Origin of the sequence: Bacillus sp. TH25 (genome assembly GCF_016650935.1) — a bacterium.
GTDB classification, from domain to species: Bacteria; Bacillota; Bacilli; order Bacillales; family Bacillaceae_G; genus Bacillus_A; species Bacillus_A mycoides.
Genome location: NZ_JAEKEU010000039.1, coordinates 1 through 16,473 on the forward strand (window position 1 = coordinate 1; position 16,473 = coordinate 16,473).

General features: G+C 38.2%; 12 protein-coding genes and 17 tRNA genes. 27 read left to right on the forward strand and 2 right to left on the reverse strand.

Features of this window, described 5'->3' with window-relative positions; all coding sequences use genetic code 11:
- Positions 1 to 28: 28 nt before the first annotated feature.
- From JFT89_RS23765 to JFT89_RS23850, 18 genes are all read left to right on the forward strand, one after another.
- Positions 29 to 117 (forward strand) — tRNA-Leu (locus JFT89_RS23765).
- A gap of 3 nt (positions 118 to 120) precedes the next feature.
- A tRNA-Arg gene (locus JFT89_RS23770) sits at positions 121 to 194 on the forward strand.
- 11 nt (positions 195 to 205) lie between these two features.
- Positions 206 to 279, forward strand: a tRNA-Pro gene (locus JFT89_RS23775).
- Between the two features lie 14 nt (positions 280 to 293).
- Positions 294 to 366 (forward strand) — tRNA-Ala (locus tag JFT89_RS23780).
- Between the two features lie 20 nt (positions 367 to 386).
- Positions 387 to 463, forward strand: a tRNA-Met gene (locus JFT89_RS23785).
- Positions 464 to 467: 4 nt separating this feature from the next.
- Positions 468 to 544, forward strand: a tRNA-Ile gene (locus JFT89_RS23790).
- 17 nt (positions 545 to 561) lie between these two features.
- A tRNA-Ser gene (locus JFT89_RS23795) sits at positions 562 to 654 on the forward strand.
- Positions 655 to 681: 27 nt separating this feature from the next.
- Positions 682 to 758 (forward strand) — tRNA-Met (locus JFT89_RS23800).
- A 3-nt stretch (positions 759 to 761) separates the two neighbouring features.
- Positions 762 to 837: transfer RNA gene (locus JFT89_RS23805), tRNA-Asp, on the forward strand.
- Positions 838 to 851: 14 nt separating this feature from the next.
- Positions 852 to 927 (forward strand) — tRNA-Phe (locus tag JFT89_RS23810).
- A 14-nt stretch (positions 928 to 941) separates the two neighbouring features.
- Positions 942 to 1,017: transfer RNA gene (locus JFT89_RS23815), tRNA-Thr, on the forward strand.
- Between the two features lie 10 nt (positions 1,018 to 1,027).
- Positions 1,028 to 1,103 (forward strand) — tRNA-Lys (locus tag JFT89_RS23820).
- Positions 1,104 to 1,116: 13 nt separating this feature from the next.
- A tRNA-Gly gene (locus JFT89_RS23825) sits at positions 1,117 to 1,187 on the forward strand.
- 6 nt (positions 1,188 to 1,193) lie between these two features.
- Positions 1,194 to 1,270 (forward strand) — tRNA-Ile (locus JFT89_RS23830).
- 7 nt (positions 1,271 to 1,277) lie between these two features.
- A tRNA-Asn gene (locus JFT89_RS23835) sits at positions 1,278 to 1,352 on the forward strand.
- 6 nt (positions 1,353 to 1,358) lie between these two features.
- Positions 1,359 to 1,449 (forward strand) — tRNA-Ser (locus tag JFT89_RS23840).
- Between the two features lie 6 nt (positions 1,450 to 1,455).
- Positions 1,456 to 1,527, forward strand: a tRNA-Glu gene (locus JFT89_RS23845).
- 135 nt (positions 1,528 to 1,662) lie between these two features.
- Positions 1,663 to 1,818, forward strand: coding sequence for a hypothetical protein (locus JFT89_RS23850; RefSeq protein ID WP_016095889.1), 156 nt, complete (start codon positions 1,663 to 1,665; stop codon positions 1,816 to 1,818).
- A 30-nt stretch (positions 1,819 to 1,848) separates the two neighbouring features.
- Here JFT89_RS23850 and JFT89_RS23855 read toward each other — a convergent pair whose 3' ends face one another.
- Positions 1,849 to 3,072 carry an MFS transporter gene (locus tag JFT89_RS23855; RefSeq protein WP_016095890.1) on the reverse strand — a complete coding sequence of 408 codons (1,224 nt, stop codon included), beginning with the start codon at positions 3,070 to 3,072 and terminating at the stop codon, positions 1,849 to 1,851.
- Positions 3,073 to 3,395: 323 nt separating this feature from the next.
- Between JFT89_RS23855 and JFT89_RS23860 the strand changes: the two genes are divergently transcribed.
- The 8 genes from JFT89_RS23860 (at position 3,396) to glgP (ending at position 14,476) form a co-directional block, all read left to right on the forward strand.
- Positions 3,396 to 3,995 carry a TetR/AcrR family transcriptional regulator gene (locus tag JFT89_RS23860; RefSeq protein WP_002067839.1) on the forward strand — a complete coding sequence of 200 codons (600 nt, stop codon included), beginning with the start codon at positions 3,396 to 3,398 and terminating at the stop codon, positions 3,993 to 3,995.
- Positions 3,996 to 4,121: 126 nt separating this feature from the next.
- Positions 4,122 to 4,358, forward strand: coding sequence for a hypothetical protein (locus JFT89_RS23865; protein ID WP_242488428.1), 237 nt, complete (start codon positions 4,122 to 4,124; stop codon positions 4,356 to 4,358).
- A gap of 467 nt (positions 4,359 to 4,825) precedes the next feature.
- Positions 4,826 to 5,770 carry an L-lactate dehydrogenase gene (locus JFT89_RS23870; protein ID WP_002089250.1) on the forward strand — a complete coding sequence of 315 codons (945 nt, stop codon included), beginning with the start codon at positions 4,826 to 4,828 and terminating at the stop codon, positions 5,768 to 5,770.
- Between the two features lie 642 nt (positions 5,771 to 6,412).
- On the forward strand, positions 6,413 to 8,350 hold the full coding sequence (gene glgB, locus JFT89_RS23875) for a 1,4-alpha-glucan branching protein GlgB (RefSeq protein WP_201040765.1): 1,938 nt from the start codon (positions 6,413 to 6,415) through the stop codon (positions 8,348 to 8,350).
- Positions 8,298 to 9,428, forward strand: a complete 1,131-nt coding sequence (gene glgC / locus JFT89_RS23880) for a glucose-1-phosphate adenylyltransferase (protein ID WP_201040767.1) — start codon at positions 8,298 to 8,300, stop codon at positions 9,426 to 9,428. The genes glgB and glgC overlap by 53 nt, the downstream gene beginning before the upstream one ends.
- 18 nt (positions 9,429 to 9,446) lie before the next feature.
- On the forward strand, positions 9,447 to 10,481 hold the full coding sequence (glgD, locus tag JFT89_RS23885) for a glucose-1-phosphate adenylyltransferase subunit GlgD (protein WP_002067855.1): 1,035 nt from the start codon (positions 9,447 to 9,449) through the stop codon (positions 10,479 to 10,481).
- Positions 10,482 to 10,618: 137 nt separating this feature from the next.
- Positions 10,619 to 12,049, forward strand: a complete 1,431-nt coding sequence (gene glgA, locus JFT89_RS23890; protein ID WP_201040769.1) for a glycogen synthase GlgA — start codon at positions 10,619 to 10,621, stop codon at positions 12,047 to 12,049.
- A gap of 18 nt (positions 12,050 to 12,067) precedes the next feature.
- Entirely contained in the window at positions 12,068 to 14,476 is a 2,409-nt protein-coding gene (gene glgP, locus JFT89_RS23895) for a glycogen phosphorylase (protein ID WP_016095894.1), read from the forward strand.
- A 319-nt stretch (positions 14,477 to 14,795) separates the two neighbouring features.
- Here the strand turns inward: glgP and JFT89_RS23900 are convergent, their stop codons facing one another.
- Positions 14,796 to 15,518, reverse strand: coding sequence for a lipase family protein (locus JFT89_RS23900; RefSeq protein ID WP_002067862.1), 723 nt, complete (start codon positions 15,516 to 15,518; stop codon positions 14,796 to 14,798).
- A 142-nt stretch (positions 15,519 to 15,660) separates the two neighbouring features.
- Here JFT89_RS23900 and JFT89_RS23905 point away from each other — a divergent pair, with 142 nt between their 5' ends.
- A complete protein-coding gene (locus JFT89_RS23905) occupies positions 15,661 to 16,449 on the forward strand; it encodes a MerR family transcriptional regulator (protein ID WP_016095895.1) in 789 nt (262 codons plus the stop codon).
- The last annotated feature ends 24 nt before the right edge of the window (positions 16,450 to 16,473 follow it).

Sequence of the window (16,473 nt, forward strand, 5' to 3'; positions counted from 1 at the left end):
TCTTCCGCTCCAATTTTCAGTATGACATGCCGGGGTGGCGGAACAGGCAGACGCACAGGACTTAAAATCCTGCGGTGGGTGACCACCGTGCGGGTTCGACCCCCGCCCTCGGCACCATATGCGCCCGTAGCTCAATTGGATAGAGCGTTTGACTACGGATCAAGAGGTTAGGGGTTCGACTCCTCTCGGGCGCGTTTTTTATTAACGGGAAGTGGCTCAGCTTGGTAGAGCACCTGGTTTGGGACCAGGGGGTCGCAGGTTCAAATCCTGTCTTCCCGATATTTTCAAAATATGGGGCCTTAGCTCAGCTGGGAGAGCGCCTGCCTTGCACGCAGGAGGTCAGCGGTTCGATCCCGCTAGGCTCCACTTATTTGAATATAACTTATGGCGGTGTAGCTCAGCTGGCTAGAGCGTACGGTTCATACCCGTGAGGTCGGGGGTTCGATCCCCTCCGCCGCTACCATAAAGGACCTTTAGCTCAGCTGGTTAGAGCAGACGGCTCATAACCGTCCGGTCGTAGGTTCGAGTCCTACAAGGTCCACCACTCAAAGTTCATATCTCGGAGGTATACCCAAGTTCGGCTGAAGGGATCGGTCTTGAAAACCGACAGGCGGCGAGAGTCGCGCGGGGGTTCGAATCCCTCTACCTCCTCCATTTTTTCTAAATTAAATATTATATCATCGCGGGGTGGAGCAGTACGGTAGCTCGTCGGGCTCATAACCCGAAGGTCGCAGGTTCAAATCCTGTCCCCGCAACCAAATGGTCCCGTGGTGTAGTGGTTAACATGCCTGCCTGTCACGCAGGAGATCGCCGGTTCGACCCCGGTCGGGACCGCCATTTTTTTACATAAAGGCTCGGTAGCTCAGTCGGTAGAGCAGAGGACTGAAAATCCTCGTGTCGGCGGTTCGATTCCGTCCCGAGCCACCATTTTGAAATCGCAAGCCGGCTTAGCTCAATTGGTAGAGCAACTGACTTGTAATCAGTAGGTTGGGGGTTCAAGTCCTCTAGCCGGCACCACTTTCAAAATGAGCCATTAGCTCAGTTGGTAGAGCATCTGACTTTTAATCAGAGGGTCGAAGGTTCGAATCCTTCATGGCTCACCATTTTTAATTTAATGCGGGTGTAGTTTAGTGGTAAAACAAGAGCCTTCCAAGCTCTGGTCGAGAGTTCGATTCTCTTCACCCGCTTTTTATGGGCCTATAGCTCAGCTGGTTAGAGCGCACGCCTGATAAGCGTGAGGTCGATGGTTCGAGTCCATTTAGGCCCACCATAATTATTCCGCAGTAGCTCAGTGGTAGAGCTATCGGCTGTTAACCGATCGGTCGTAGGTTCGAGTCCTACCTGCGGAGCCATATTATAGAGAAGTACCCAAGTGGCTCAAGGGGCTCCCCTGCTAAGGGAGTAGATCGCGAACGCGGTGCGAGGGTTCGAATCCCTTCTTCTCTGCCAGATTTTGGCCCGTTGGTCAAGTGGTTAAGACACCGCCCTTTCACGGCGGTAACACGGGTTCGAATCCCGTACGGGTCATAATAAAAGAGATAGCATAATCTGCTATCTCTTTTTTGTTGTATAAAAGTGGACTTTTGATAGTCTGCTTTTTTTTATAGATTTTTGTATACTTTTTTCTATTTGAACCGTCTAACTAATAGAAAGGAGAGAGCGATGGAGTATGAAAAGGTCATTATAGAAACATCAAAAAGTATTTATAGATATTTGCTTAAAATTGGAATAACACCAGCAGAAGCAGAGAATATCGTTCAAGATACGATACAAAAAAGTTATATTAATTTAAATGGGATTACCTCTTCTTATACATAAGAAGAGGTAATCCCATTTTTTGAATATGTTTTAACTTTCTGCTGAATGCCCATCCGGTTTCATAACAGCATGACTATATGCGGAGTGGAGAGTTTTGTATCCTAAAAGTGCAATAATTAAGGCAAGGCCTCCTGCAATAATAGCCACACTAAATCCTGCGCGAGCTCCAAAGGTATCAATAACTAAACCAGCTACCGCTGATCCTAGAGAGACTCCAATACCAAGTCCTGTAATTGCCCAGGTCATTCCTTCGGTTATTTTTGATTCAGGTACGATTTTTTCCACCAGTCCCATAGTAATAATCATAGTAGGGGCAACAGATAAGCCTGCAAAGAAAACAATAACTACTAGCCAAGCAATAGTGTTTACGAAAACTAGTGGCAGCATTGTTACCATTGATAGTGTGACTGCTATTAAAAATTGTTTATATGGTGGAGTACTGAGTTTAAGAGTGCCGAAAATAAGACCTGCCAGGCATGAACCGATTGCATAGACGGAAAGCACAAAGCTAGCAGCTACTGTGTTTCCTTGATGCTCAGCAAAAGCCACACTAACTACATCTATTGTGCCAAATATAGTACCTATAGCGATGAGTGTGAATACAAGCACTCGTAATGTACCAATTTTAAATACTGTTCCTTTGTTTGTAATGTCGTGGGGATGTACATGTGGTTCTGTGCTTTTTTGCATGGTGAATAGGCATACCCCGATTGTAAGAAAAACACATGATAAAAGTGGCCCTGCTTCTGGGAAGAACATAACACTTAAACTGACGGATAATACAGGACCAATGATGAAGCAAATTTCATCGACGACCGATTCGAAGGAAAATGCTGTATGCAATTTATGAGATCCACGGTATAGTTTAGTCCAACGTGCACGTACCATGGCCGACATGTTTGGCATACAACCCGCACATAAGGCGGATAGAAATAGCGTCCAATAAGGAGCCTCATATTTCGTACATAGAAGTAAGAGAATCGTAAAGAAAACACTGATACCTGTAGTCGGAAGAAGTATACGAGATTGCCCTAATTGATCAGCCATACGAGAAATATGAGGAGCTAGTAAAGCTGATGATAATGTGAAGGTGGCTGCAACGGCTCCGGCAAGCCAATAGTCACCACGTAACTGAGATAACATTGTAACAATACCAATCCCCATCATTGATATGGGCATCCGAGCTATAAAGCCTGCTAATGAGAATCCTTTTGTACCAGAAGCACTGAAAATCTCACGGTAAGAATTAAACATAATAATCACCAAAGTATTTGACGTTTACATATACATTCTTCATTCTTGTAACTCCTCCTCTGTGTCGTTAATACCTTCTATAAAAAGGGACAGTGAGTCAATTTAGGGTATAAGTAAGAAGTTATATTATTTTGTAAGCTGGAAAAAATTGACATACGCACCGTATGCCAATATCATATTAACATACGGTGCGTATGTCAATTGAAATATTTTATCTCTGGATGGGGAGCTAACGTTAAAAGGAGTTATTCTTTTATATAGAGAACGATACTATAATGGGATTCATTTTGAATAAAGGGAATGAATAGAAGTAGGAGGAAAAGATGGTTAAAAAAACAAGAGCAGAAATGATCATTGAAACACGCGCTAAATTGCTGAGTGCAGCAAGAGAGGCTTTCGGTACAGTTGGATATGTAAACACATCTATGGATGATTTTACTGCATCTGTCGGTTTAACGCGTGGTGCAATTTATCATCATTTTGGCGATAAAAAAGGATTGCTAGAAGCAGTTGTAAAAGAAATTGATATGGAAATGGATAATAAATTACGGAAAGTATCAGATGAGGCGGAAGGAAATTGGGAAGGATTTGTTGGGCGCTGTCGAGCTTATTTAACGATGGCACTTGATCCAGAAATTCAGAGAATCGTACTTCGGGATGCACCAGCAGTATTAGGAACTAGCTATTATCAATCATCGCAATCACAATGTTTAGCAACAATGGGTAATATGCTTCTGCAATTGATGCAGGAGCATATTATTGAAAAAACAGACTGTGAAGCTTTAGCACGGCTCATAAATGGGGGATTAGTGGACCTCGCTTGTTGGATTGCGAATTCTGAAGATGCCGAGGCACAGTTGTCTAAAGCTTTACATAGCCTATCACTTATATTGAATGGTTTGGTGTTAGAAATGAATGCATGATCTTAACGGATATTTTTAAAATTGATATACAGTAATTGTTAAAATGGAGGTGATACAGCGCATGTTAATTTATTTGCTCCTTTCGCATTAGCAGGCTGTTTATTTATATGGATAGGAAGTAATATATTGAAAAAGAAAGAACACCTTTCATTCTTTGGATATAATACTGTATTCCATCCAAAGAATGAAAGGGTGTTAGCAAGAAGAGTAGGTGTAGTAGTTATTCTATTTGGAGTAGAAACAATATTGTTTCCACCAGTTGCATTTTTCTTCAACGTTGAGGGATTTTACTTTGGTATTTTAGCTGGGGTAGATATTGTTGTTGTATTTATTCTTCTCATAGTAGATCAGCTGGAAGTTTAATATGTTACGTTTTGCTTACTTGTATCTTGGAAAATGGTTTGTAGAATAGATTCCCATATGCTAGGGCATCAGGGAAGAAATGCCCAGCTTCGTTTATATAGTGTGTTACCGCATGAGGAGTAGTTTGAGGCTACTCTTTTATTTCTTCTATTGATGAAACGATATTATCTGTACGTTGCTAAAAATGGAGAGGGGTAAAAATATTTTTAAAGTGGTAATTAAACTTGTTTATTTCGATTCACAATCTTTATAAAACATCTTCATTGGTATTGATTCCACACTTGATCTAATCATTTTACACTCTATGTGAAAAAATTCACAAATAGGTCATAATTTGTGAAGGAATTCACAATAATCCGTGCTACAATATGTATGTAAAGAAGTTAAACAACATTAAATTAGTATTTTAATTAATTACTTAAACAATAATAAAAAATAGATGTAAACAATTGAAAGGGGAAATTAACATGAAAAAAGGTATCAATCGCGTAGTATTAGTAGGAACAGGAGCTGTAGGTTGCAGTTACGCTTACTCAATGATCAACCAAGGTGTAGCTGAAGAATTCGTACTAGTAGATGTTAATGAAGCAAAAGCAGAAGGAGAAGCAATGGACTTAAGCCATGCGGTACCATTCTCTCCAGCACCAACAAAAGTTTGGAGCGGTAGCTATGCAGATTGTAAAGATGCAGATTTAGTAGTTATCACTGCTGGATTACCACAAAAGCCAGGCGAAACTCGTTTAGACTTAGTTGAGAAAAATACAAAAATCTTTAAACAAATTGTTCGCGGTATTATGGATAGCGGATTCGATGGAATCTTCTTAATCGCAACTAACCCAGTTGATATTTTAACTTACGTAACTTGGAAAGAATCTGGTTTACCGAAAGAGCGCGTAATCGGTTCTGGTACTACTTTAGACTCTGCTCGTTTCCGTTACATGTTAGGTGACTACTTAGATGTAGATCCACGTAACGTTCATGCTTACATCGTTGGTGAGCATGGTGACACTGAACTTCCAGTATGGAGCCACGCTACTGTAGGTGTACAAAAACTAGAAACAATCTTAGCGAACAACGAACAGTATAACCAAGAAGATTTAGATAAAATCTTTGAAAATGTACGCGATGCAGCTTACCACATTATTGAACGTAAAGGCGCAACTTACTACGGAATCGGTATGTCACTACTTCGTGTAACTAAAGCGATCTTAAGCAACGAGAACAGCGTATTAACTGTATCTGCATACCTTGAAGGTCAATATGGTGAGAAAGATGCTTACGTAGGTGTTCCAGCTGTTATTAACCGCGAAGGTGTACGTGAAATCGTAGAACTTGAATTAAACGAAGAAGAAAAAGTGAAGTTCGCTCATTCTGTAAAAGTATTAAAAGAAACAATGGCACCAGTACTATAATAACTGCTAATAATTCAGAGGCGGGAAACTGCTTCCTACCTCTGAGTTAATATAAATTAATATAAATTCCTTTCCGGTTTCCCTTGTATATCCCCAATATACCCCTTTTGCTGGATAAGGGTCATTTATAGAAAAAAGCACTCTATTTTCGAATAGAGTGCTTTTGTGCGTTATCCCACTATTTGCGAGCAGAATTTCACTTTATTCTTTAGGAGTTAACCTTGTGGCAATTTTTCCTAAACGCCATTCATCTCCTGCATACTCATTAGACCATGTCCTACCTATTCCTTGAGGTGGGAGTTTTCGTCGGGAAATGATAAAATTTGTGACGAAAAATGTTGAGAAATATTTTTAAACAATAGATTATTTCGCTTGTATTTTACGTGAGAAATAGCGTGAAAAATGGAGAGAAACCAATAAAATAAATATTGAGCAACAATGAAGGGCGAGAAATAGTAAGGGAAATGAAGCGTTTACAATGAATATTCGTCAAAATTCGATATTTTACACGATAAATGTAAACATTTTAAGTGAAATTTAAGAAAAAAACGAATATTTTTTAAAAAATAACAAGGATATTTAAGTTTTTCGCAGAAATGATAAAGAGTAAAAAATTTCTGTCATCTTAGTGAGGTGAACATATTGGATGTAATAAATTGTGAAGAAGTGAAACGAGATGAGTTTCATACAGAAAAGTACTATGACAGTTATAACATCTTTGGGGCACATATTGTGACGGAGGATGGGATGCGAGGTGTACGATTCACAGTATGGGCTCCTCATGCGAAAGCAATGAGTGTTGTTGGGGATTTTAATGAATGGGATTATGAGCAACATAAGATGCTACAAGTGACAGAAGAGGGGATTTGGTCCTTGTTTGTACCGCATATTGAAGAGAATGATATATATAAGTATGCGATTGAAACGATGGACGGTGACATTATTTTAAAGGCGGATCCTTATGCAGTATATGCAGAAGTAAGACCAAATACGGCATCTGTAGTTTTTGATATAGAGGGATATGAATGGAATGATAAAAACTGGATTCGTAAGAGAAAGAAAAAATCGATTTATAAAGAAGCGATGACAGTTTATGAATTACATTTCGGTTCTTGGAAAAAGAAAGAGGATGGCGCTCTGTATTCTTACAGAGAAATGGCCGAGGAGCTCATTCCGTATGTGGTGGAACATCAATTTACACATATTGAAATTATGCCGCTTGTTGAGCATCCCTATGACCGTTCTTGGGGATATCAAGGAACAGGATATTATGCAGCGACAAGTAGATTCGGCACGCCACATGATTTGATGTATTTTGTCGATGAATGTCATAAATATGGAATCGGTGTCATTTTAGATTGGGTGCCGGGGCATTTTTGTAAAGATGCTCACGGTTTATATTTGTTTGATGGGACACCGACTTATGAATATAAAGATAGAGACGTACAAGAAAACCTGGTATGGGGAACTGTTAATTTTGATTTAGGGAAGAGAGAAGTACGTAATTTCTTAATTTCAAATGCGTTATTTTGGATGAGGCATTTCCATATTGATGGTTTCAGGGTAGATGCAGTTGCGAATATGCTGTACTGGAATAAAGAAGGAAAAGAGCAAAGTAATGAACACGCCGTTTCTTTCTTACGAGAGTTAAATGAAGCCGTGTTTGCAGAAGATGAAGAGTTTCTTATGACAGCGGAAGATTCAACAGCTTGGCCACTTGTAACAGCTCCAACATACGAGGGTGGACTTGGATTCAATTATAAATGGAATATGGGTTGGATGAATGACGTGCTGAAATATATGGAATGTGCGCCAGAGTACCGGAAATACATTCATGAGAAAATGACATTCTCTTTAATATATGCTCACTCTGAAAACTTCATATTGCCGCTTTCTCATGATGAAGTCGTTCATGGGAAAAAGTCGTTATTAAATAAAATGCCGGGAGATTACTGGGATAAGTTTGCTCAGCTTCGTTTATTATATGGATATTTCTTTACTCATCCAGGTAAGAAATTACTCTTTATGGGTGGAGAATTCGGGCAATTTGATGAGTGGAAAGACCTTGAAGATTTAGATTGGAATTTACATGATTTTGAAATGCATCGTAATATGCATGATTACTTTAAAGAGCTCATAGCATTGTATAAGCGCTCAAAACCACTTTGGCAGTTAGATCACTCGCCTGAAGGATTTCAGTGGATTGATGCTAATAATAATGAGCAAAGTATTTTCTCGTTTATCCGCCAAGGGGATAAGCAGGAAGATGCGTTAGTTGTCGTATGTAATTTTACGAAAGCTACATATGAAAACTATAAAGTAGGTGTACCAGATTTCGAGTACTATAACGAAATTTTAAACAGTGATTCGGCGCAATATGGCGGATCGGGGCAAGTTAATAAGAAACGTCTCAAGACGATTCTAGAGCCATATCATAATCAAGCGGCACATGTAGAAATTACAATTCCACCATTTGGCGTATCCATATTACGACCAGTGAAGACGAGAAAGGGGAGCAAAAAACAAGATGGCTCAAAAACAAAAGTGCGTAGCAATGTTACTAGCAGGGGGAAAAGGTAGTCGTTTAAGTGCATTAACAAAAAATTTAGCCAAGCCAGCTGTTCCATTTGGTGGTAAATATCGCATTATTGATTTTACGTTAAGTAACTGTGCAAACTCCGGTATTGAAACGTTGGGGATTTTAACACAATATCAACCGTTAGAACTTCATAATTATATTGGAATCGGAAATGCTTGGGATCTTGATCGTGTAAACGGTGGAGTCACTGTGTTACCTCCTTATGCGGAGTCTTCAGGTGTGAAGTGGTATACAGGTACGGCAAGTGCTATTTATCAAAACTTAAACTATTTAAGTCAGTATGAACCAGAATATGTCCTTATTTTATCAGGCGATCATATTTATAAAATGGATTACAGCAAAATGCTAGATTACCATATTGAGAAAGAAGCGGACGTTTCGATTTCTGTTATTGAAGTGCCGTGGGATGAAGCAAGTCGCTTTGGCATCATGAATACAAATGAAGAGATGGAAGTTGTTGAATTTGAGGAGAAACCGCAATTTCCAAGAAGTAATCTTGCATCAATGGGAATTTATATTTTTAACTGGGCTATTTTAAAAGAATATTTAGAGATGGATGCAAGAAACCCTGAATCTAGTAATGACTTCGGAAAAGATGTACTTCCGCTTTTATTAGATGAAGGGAAGAAGTTGATGGCGTATCCGTTTGAAGGATATTGGAAAGATGTTGGAACAGTGAAAAGCTTATGGGAAGCGAATATGGATTTACTTCGCGATGAAACATCGTTGAACTTGAACGATCGTAATTGGCGCATTTATTCTGTAAATCCAAACGAGCCGCCTCAATATATTGCAGAACAGGCAAAAGTAGAAGAGTCACTTATTAATGAAGGGTGCGTCATTGAAGGGGACGTGAAGCATTCTGTTTTATTCCAAGGAGTGACGGTGGAAGAAGGTAGTATGGTAATCGATTCTGTCGTTATGCCGGGGGCAAAGATTGGTAAAAACGTTGTGATTGAAAGAGCGATCGTTGGATCGGAAATGGTTATTGAAGATGGAACAATAATTCGTCCAGAAAAAAATGTTGATGATGTAGTACTAATTGCTGAAGGAAAATAGAAAAGGGGGATGAAATGAATGGGAGAAAAAATGTTAGGAATTATTAATGCAACGGGAAGTTTTCCTTCCTTAAAGAAAGTAACAGGGCATCGTTCATTAGCGGCGTTACCGTTTGGAGGCCGTTACCGCCTCATTGATTTCATGCTTTCAAATATGGTGAATTCTAATATTCATAGCGTGGCGGTTTTTACAAGTCATAAAAATCGTTCTTTAATGGATCATGTCGGTTCAGGAAAACAGTGGGATTTAGATAGAAAGCGTGATGGACTGTTTTTATTCCCACCGAACTGCCAATGTGATCATGACGAATTTGGATCTTTTGCACATTTTAGAAGACATATTGATTATTTTCTAAGAAGCAGAGAAGAATATGTTGTTATTACGAATAGCCATCTTGTAACAGCGTTAAACTTTCAAGCGGTGTTAGAGCGACATATACATACGTCTGCAGATATTACTGAAGTTTGTCATGAAGGGGTTTCGCTTCAAACATATGTGTTAAAGAAACAATTATTGCTAGACTTATTTGAGACATATAAAGATGTGGAGCAATACAGTTTATTTGATGTAGTGAGAGAAAAGAGCGGGAAATCACTGCATATTACTACGTACGAACATACAGGATATGTAGCTATTATTGATTCTATTGAAAGTTACTATAAACATAGCCTAGAAATTTTGCAGCCTTCTATTTGGAAGCAATTATTTAAGAAAGAAGCACCAATCTTTACGAAAGTAAAAGATGAGCCACCAACTCGTTATATGAAGGGTGCAGTAGTAAAAAATACGATGATTGCAAACGGCAGTATTATTGAGGGTGAAGTAGAAAATAGTGTTGTCTCCCGTTCTGTTAAAATTGGAAAAGGTTCAATTGTTCGTAATAGTATTATTATGCAAAAGAGCCAAATTGGAGATAATTGCATAATAGACGGTGTTATTATCGATAAAGATGTGAAAATTGGCGACGGCGTAGTGTTAAAAGGAAATGCCGATGAGCCATATGTTGTAGAAAAAGGTAGTGTACAAAATAGTACAATCAACAGTTATTCGTAAATAGCAGGTGCATAATTAGTGGGGGATTTAGAAACCCCCCACTAATTAAGGTTTTACTCTATATGAAAACTTGAAGGGAGGAAGCTGTAAGAAGAGCGATTTATGATGTATACGCTTTTCGTGCAGTGGAACAACAGGTGAATATTTTATTTGCAGTATCAGAATGTGTACCGTTTATTAAATCCGGAGGTCTAGCTGATGTAGCAGGAGCGCTTCCAAAAGAATTAAAAAAATTAGGAATGAATGTTCGCATTATACTTCCAAACTACAGTCTTATCCCGAAAGAGTTAAGAGAAGGATGTACGCTTCATAAAGTAATTAGCGTTCCCCTTGGATGGAGAAATCAATATTGCGGGATTTTAAAAGGTGAGCAGGACGGGATTACGTATTACTTAATAGATAATGAATATTATTTTAAGAGAGATTCTCTATATGGCCATTATGATGATGGGGAGCGTTTTTCTTATTTTTCAAAAGCAGTTTTAGAGTGTATTCCGCATCTTGATTTCGAAGTAGATGTTCTTCATAGCCATGATTGGCATACAGCTATGGTTAATTTCTTACTTCGTGAAAAGTATCAAGATAACCCGTTATATGAGCATATTAAAACGGTATATACGATTCATAACTTGCAGTTCCAAGGTGTATTTCCTCCTGAAGTGATGTACGACTTACTGGAGCTTGGTCATGAATATTTTCATAGTGAACAGCTTGAGTTTTATGGAAACGTGAACTTTATGAAAGGCGGTATTATCGCATCTGACCAAATTACAGCGGTTAGCCCGACATATAAAGAAGAGATTCAATATGAGTTTTTCGGTGAGAAGTTAGATGGATTGCTACGAAAGCATAACGATAAGCTTAGTGGCATTGTAAATGGAATTGATACGAGTGTATATAATCCAGAAACAGATCCATATATTACGGCTCAGTATAGTGCAGAGTCATTAGAGGAAAAGAGTGAAAATAAACGCGCATTGCAGCGTTATTTTGGTTTACCAGAAAAAGAAGATACACCAGTTATTTCGATGGTAACACGATTGACGAAGCAAAAGGGGCTTGATCTAGTACGTACTGTATTCCGTGAAATAATGGAAGAAGATGTACAATGTATTATTTTGGGATCAGGCGATTCTGAATACGAGCAGTTCTTTGAATGGATGGCATACGAATATCCAGAAAAGGTAAAAGTATATATTGGATTTAATGAAGCGTTAGCGCACCAAGTGTACGCGGGAAGCGATTTGTTTTTAATGCCATCGCTGTTTGAACCGTGTGGACTTGGACAACTTATTGCGCTAGCATATGGCACGATTCCAATTGTAAGAGAAACAGGCGGATTAAATGATACTGTACATTCTTACGATGAGGAAACTGGAATTGGGAATGGCTTTAGCTTTACGAATTTTAATGCGCATGACATGTTACATACGATTCTTCGTGCAATTGAGTTTTATCAAGATAAACCGGTATGGGATAAGCTTGTAAAGCAAGCGATGACTGAAGATTATAGCTGGGGGAAATCTGCTCTTGCATACAAGAAATTGTATAAAAGTCTCATGGAATAACATTGAGGTGGTGAAAAAATGTTTACTCATGTTGAAAGCTTCAAATCCGCTTTTCTAGAAAAATTAGAAACGATGTATGGGAAAAGTTTCAAAGATTCTACAACTCGTGATCAGTATAATACGCTCGGTCATATGGTACGTGAGTATATGAATAGTCAATGGATTGCAACGAATGAAAGTTATCGTTCTGGAGATCAAAAACAAATGTATTATTTATCCATTGAATTTTTACTTGGGCGTTTACTAGGCAGTAACATATTAAATTTAGGCATTCGAGATGTATGTGAAAAAGGACTTTTTGAACTTGGAATTTCTTTGCACGAGTTAGAAGAGATTGAAGCAGATGCTGGCCTTGGTAACGGCGGACTTGGACGTTTAGCAGCCTGTTTCCTCGATTCACTCGCTTCTTTAAACTTACCAGGACATGGCTGTGGTATTCGTTATAAGCATGGTCTGTTTGATCAAAAAATTGTTGATGGCTATCAAGTAGAATTTCCAGAACAGTGGCTTCTTCATGAAAACGTTTGGGAAGTAAGAAGGTATGACCAAGCCGTAGAAGTAAGTTATTTTGGAAACGTTGAACCACTAGAAATTGATGGACGTTTAGAGTTCAGGCATACAAATGCAGAAGTTATTATGGCAGTACCATATGACGTTCCAGTTGTAGGGTATGAAACGAGTACTGTAAATACGCTTCGGCTTTGGAATGCGGAGCCAGTTCCTTTCCCGCAAAATTGTAAAGATATTTTGAAATATAAGCGTGAAACAGAGGCCGTATCGGAGTTTTTATATCCAGATGATACGCATGATGAGGGGAAAATACTTCGTTTAAAACAACAGTATTTCCTCGTATCAGCAAGTTTGCAAAATATCGTTCGTATGCATAGGGAGAGACACGGTAGTCTTCGTCAGTTACATGAAAAAATCGCGATTCATATAAACGATACACATCCGGTTCTAGCAATTCCAGAACTTATGCGTATTTTATTAGACGAAGAAAAATTGACATGGGAAGAAGCTTGGCACATAACAACGCAGACGATTTCCTATACGAATCATACGACGTTATCGGAAGCGCTTGAGAAATGGCCAATTCGCATTTTTAAACCGTTATTACCGAGAATTTATATGATTATTGAAGAAATTAATGAACGTTTCTGTCATGAGCTTTGGGACCGTTATTCGTACGATTGGAAGCGTATTGAGGACATGGCCATTATTGCGCATGACCTTGTGAAAATGGCTCATTTAGCGATTGTTGGTAGCCATAGCGTTAACGGTGTGGCGAAAATTCATACAGAAATTTTAAAGCAGCGTGAAATGCGATTGTTCTATGAATTTTATCCAGATAAGTTTAATAATAAAACGAATGGAATTGCTCATAGGCGCTGGCTAATGAAGGCGAATCCACAGCTGACGAATCTTATTTCGGAAGCGATTGGAGAAGAATGGAAGAAAGAGCCAATTAAGCTGCAAGCACTGCAAAACTTCATACATGATACTAGTTTTCAAGAAAAGCTTGCAGGGGTAAAACAAGAGCGTAAGATTATTTTAGCGGAGAGCATTCATAATAAAATGGGGATCACTATTGATCCAAATTCTATTTTTGATGTGCAAGTGAAAAGGTTACATGCCTATAAACGACAGTTATTAAATGTTCTTCATATTTTGTACTTGTATAACCGTTTAAAAGAGGATACTAGTTTTTCATTTTACCCGCGTACTTTTATTTTTGGAGCGAAAGCATCACCTGGCTATTATTATGCGAAGAAAATTATTAAATTAATAAATGAGCTTGCAAGAAAAGTGAATACCGATCCGTACGTAAGTCAATTTATGAAAGTTATCTTTCTAGAAAACTACCGAGTTTCTTTAGCTGAAGATATATTCCCGGCGGCAGATGTAAGTGAACAAATTTCAACTGCGAGTAAAGAAGCATCGGGAACAGGTAACATGAAATTCATGATGAATGGTGCAATTACACTCGGAACATTAGATGGAGCTAATATTGAAATAAAAGACCGGGTCGGTGATGATGCCTGCTTCATTTTCGGCTTAACAGCGGATGAGGTTCTTCATTACTACCAAAACGGTGGATATCGTGCAAGTGACTATTATCACCACAATATGCACATTAAAAAAGTAGTAGATCAGTTAACGAATGGTTTCTTTGCACAGTCGGGAGCTGAATTTGAGGCGATTTATGATTCTCTCGTTATTCAAAATGATGAATACTTCGTTCTTCGAGATTTTAGCCCATATGCTGAAAGACAAGAAGCTGTCGGAAGGGCCTATGAAAATAGGGAGAAATGGCTGGAAATGTCGATTTTGAACATTGCACAATCTGGGCATTTTGCGAGTGATCGAACAATTTTGCAGTACAGTAATGAAATTTGGGGAATTGGTAATACTGTTAAACTATTTTAGATGAAAGCCCCTGTTGAAGGGGCTTTTATTTATTTTTAAAACAGGGATACGCTTGCTTAGAAAAATAAAACGAGCTTAATGAGATTAAGCTCGTTTTACTTATGTTGCTTAAGAAAGAAATGGGATAGCGGTATATATTATAGCTGTTCCGTCATATTCCCCTGTCGCAAAGTATGAAAATGTAAAGAAACCTGTAAACGAAAAAATTATTATAAGAAAAAGTGCAAAGAAAAATTTTAGCATGTAAGGTCCCCTCATCCGAAAGTAATTTCATAGATTATTATAGTATATAAATATTGAATTTCCAATTGTTTACTGGTTAAAAATGAGAGGTCAGACATGTTTTGTATGTTGTAATGGAATGATTATTCGTAATGGATTTTGTATTTTTCGTAAATGTCATGTTGTGATGGACGTGTGCATATTCCCAGTCTTTCTCATTAAAATGGATATTTCTTGGAGGGAGAAGAGGAACGACATCGAATAAATTGACAAAACGAAAGCTACTAGCTACTTGCAGTTTATAATAATTTCGAAAGGCGATATCTCCAACTTTTGGAGAGGCAAAGGTATAAAGACCGTACTGTGCGAAGGCAGTATTTATACGTGCATCTAGTATGTGTAGTGTAGCGAGTGCACCGCCTAAGCTATGGCCTGTTGCAAGAAGTTTCTTATGGGCTGGTAATGACACGAGCATATCCATAATAGAATCCCGGCAAGATTCATAAATTGAAAGAAAGCCGTTATGAACATTTCCGCTATTTAAAGCGTATGGGTATGGTCTTTGGTTGACGAGTGAATCGATAATCCAATCTGTATCTGTTTGTGTGCCCCTAAAAGCTACAATAATCGTATCTTCAGATTCTAATATGAACCCAAACCATTCCATCGTTTGAATCGCTTTTCCTTGAAAGCCTTGTACATATTGGAATCCATCAGGTATTTCAAAAATCCCATTTTGTTTATATTGTTCATACGTTAGATCGCAGCAAGATGCTAACAATATGGCAGTATCTTTATCAAAGGATAAAGGAGTACGCATCAAGCAAGCCCTCCTTAAGAAAAGGTATAGTTCAATATATGCAGTGAGGGACTTGATTCATTCTTTTTTGAAAAAAGGCTTGAACCTACAGTTACGTGAGGAAGTATGATTTTTATAAACATATCGTTAGGAGGAGTGTAGGATGAGCAAAAAGGAAGGCTATTCAATTGGTGAGTTTTCAAAGAGAACAGGCACATCAATACGGACACTACAGTATTACGATGGAATTGGATTGCTTAAACCTGAAAAAAATATGAGTTCAGGACACCGTGTATATAAAGATAGAGATATATTAGCGCTCCAAAAAATAGTGAGTCTTAAAGTATTAGGATATAGTTTAGAAGAAATTCGTGTCATGCTCAATGTGAAAAGTTTGAATATAAGCTTAAAAGAAACATTACAAAATCAAAGAGTAGCTTTTGAAGAAAAGAAAAAACAAATTGAAGTTTCGATAACAGCAATTGAAAGAACGATAATATGTCTTGAAGAAGAAGAGCAGGTAGATAGTGACATATTAATGAGTCTAATTAACAGTATTCAAAAAGAAAACGAACAACGCTTATGGCTGGAAGAATATATACCGAAGGAAATGGTTGATGGATTATATAATAAGCCTGAAGAAGAGATGATAGAACTAGATAAAGAGTTTGTACGCTTATCAAAAGAAGTAAAAAGGCTATTTGGAAAACATGTTGATGATCCAGAAGTACAAAAGCTTGCCAATCAGCATATGAAGGCAACCCTTAAGTATGTCGGAGAAGAAACGATGTATTCTTTAAGTGAAGAAATAGAGGATATAGAAGAACAATATAATAAGATAATGCCCTCTCCTTATACAGTGGAGGAAGAGTTATGGCTTAATGAAGTGATGGAATATTATATGATTAAAAATGATTTATACAGTCCAAAAGAAACAGATAGTTCCCTATGAAGGGGACTATCTGTTTTTAGTGTT

What these genes read in the sequence shown, in the direction of transcription:
- JFT89_RS23905 (WP_016095895.1), top strand. Translation starts at nt 15,661, where the DNA reads ATGAGCAAAAAGGAAGGCTATTCAATTGGTGAGTTTTCAAAGAGAACA.
- JFT89_RS23900 (WP_002067862.1), bottom strand. Translation starts at nt 15,518, where the DNA reads ATGCGTACTCCTTTATCCTTTGATAAAGATACTGCCATATTGTTAGCA.
- JFT89_RS23870 (WP_002089250.1), top strand. Translation starts at nt 4,826, where the DNA reads ATGAAAAAAGGTATCAATCGCGTAGTATTAGTAGGAACAGGAGCTGTA.
- glgD (WP_002067855.1), top strand. Translation starts at nt 9,447, where the DNA reads ATGGGAGAAAAAATGTTAGGAATTATTAATGCAACGGGAAGTTTTCCT.
- JFT89_RS23860 (WP_002067839.1), top strand. Translation starts at nt 3,396, where the DNA reads ATGGTTAAAAAAACAAGAGCAGAAATGATCATTGAAACACGCGCTAAA.
- glgP (WP_016095894.1), top strand. Translation starts at nt 12,068, where the DNA reads ATGTTTACTCATGTTGAAAGCTTCAAATCCGCTTTTCTAGAAAAATTA.
- JFT89_RS23850 (WP_016095889.1), top strand. Translation starts at nt 1,663, where the DNA reads ATGGAGTATGAAAAGGTCATTATAGAAACATCAAAAAGTATTTATAGA.
- JFT89_RS23855 (WP_016095890.1), bottom strand. Translation starts at nt 3,072, where the DNA reads ATGTTTAATTCTTACCGTGAGATTTTCAGTGCTTCTGGTACAAAAGGA.
- glgC (WP_201040767.1), top strand. Translation starts at nt 8,298, where the DNA reads ATGGCTCAAAAACAAAAGTGCGTAGCAATGTTACTAGCAGGGGGAAAA.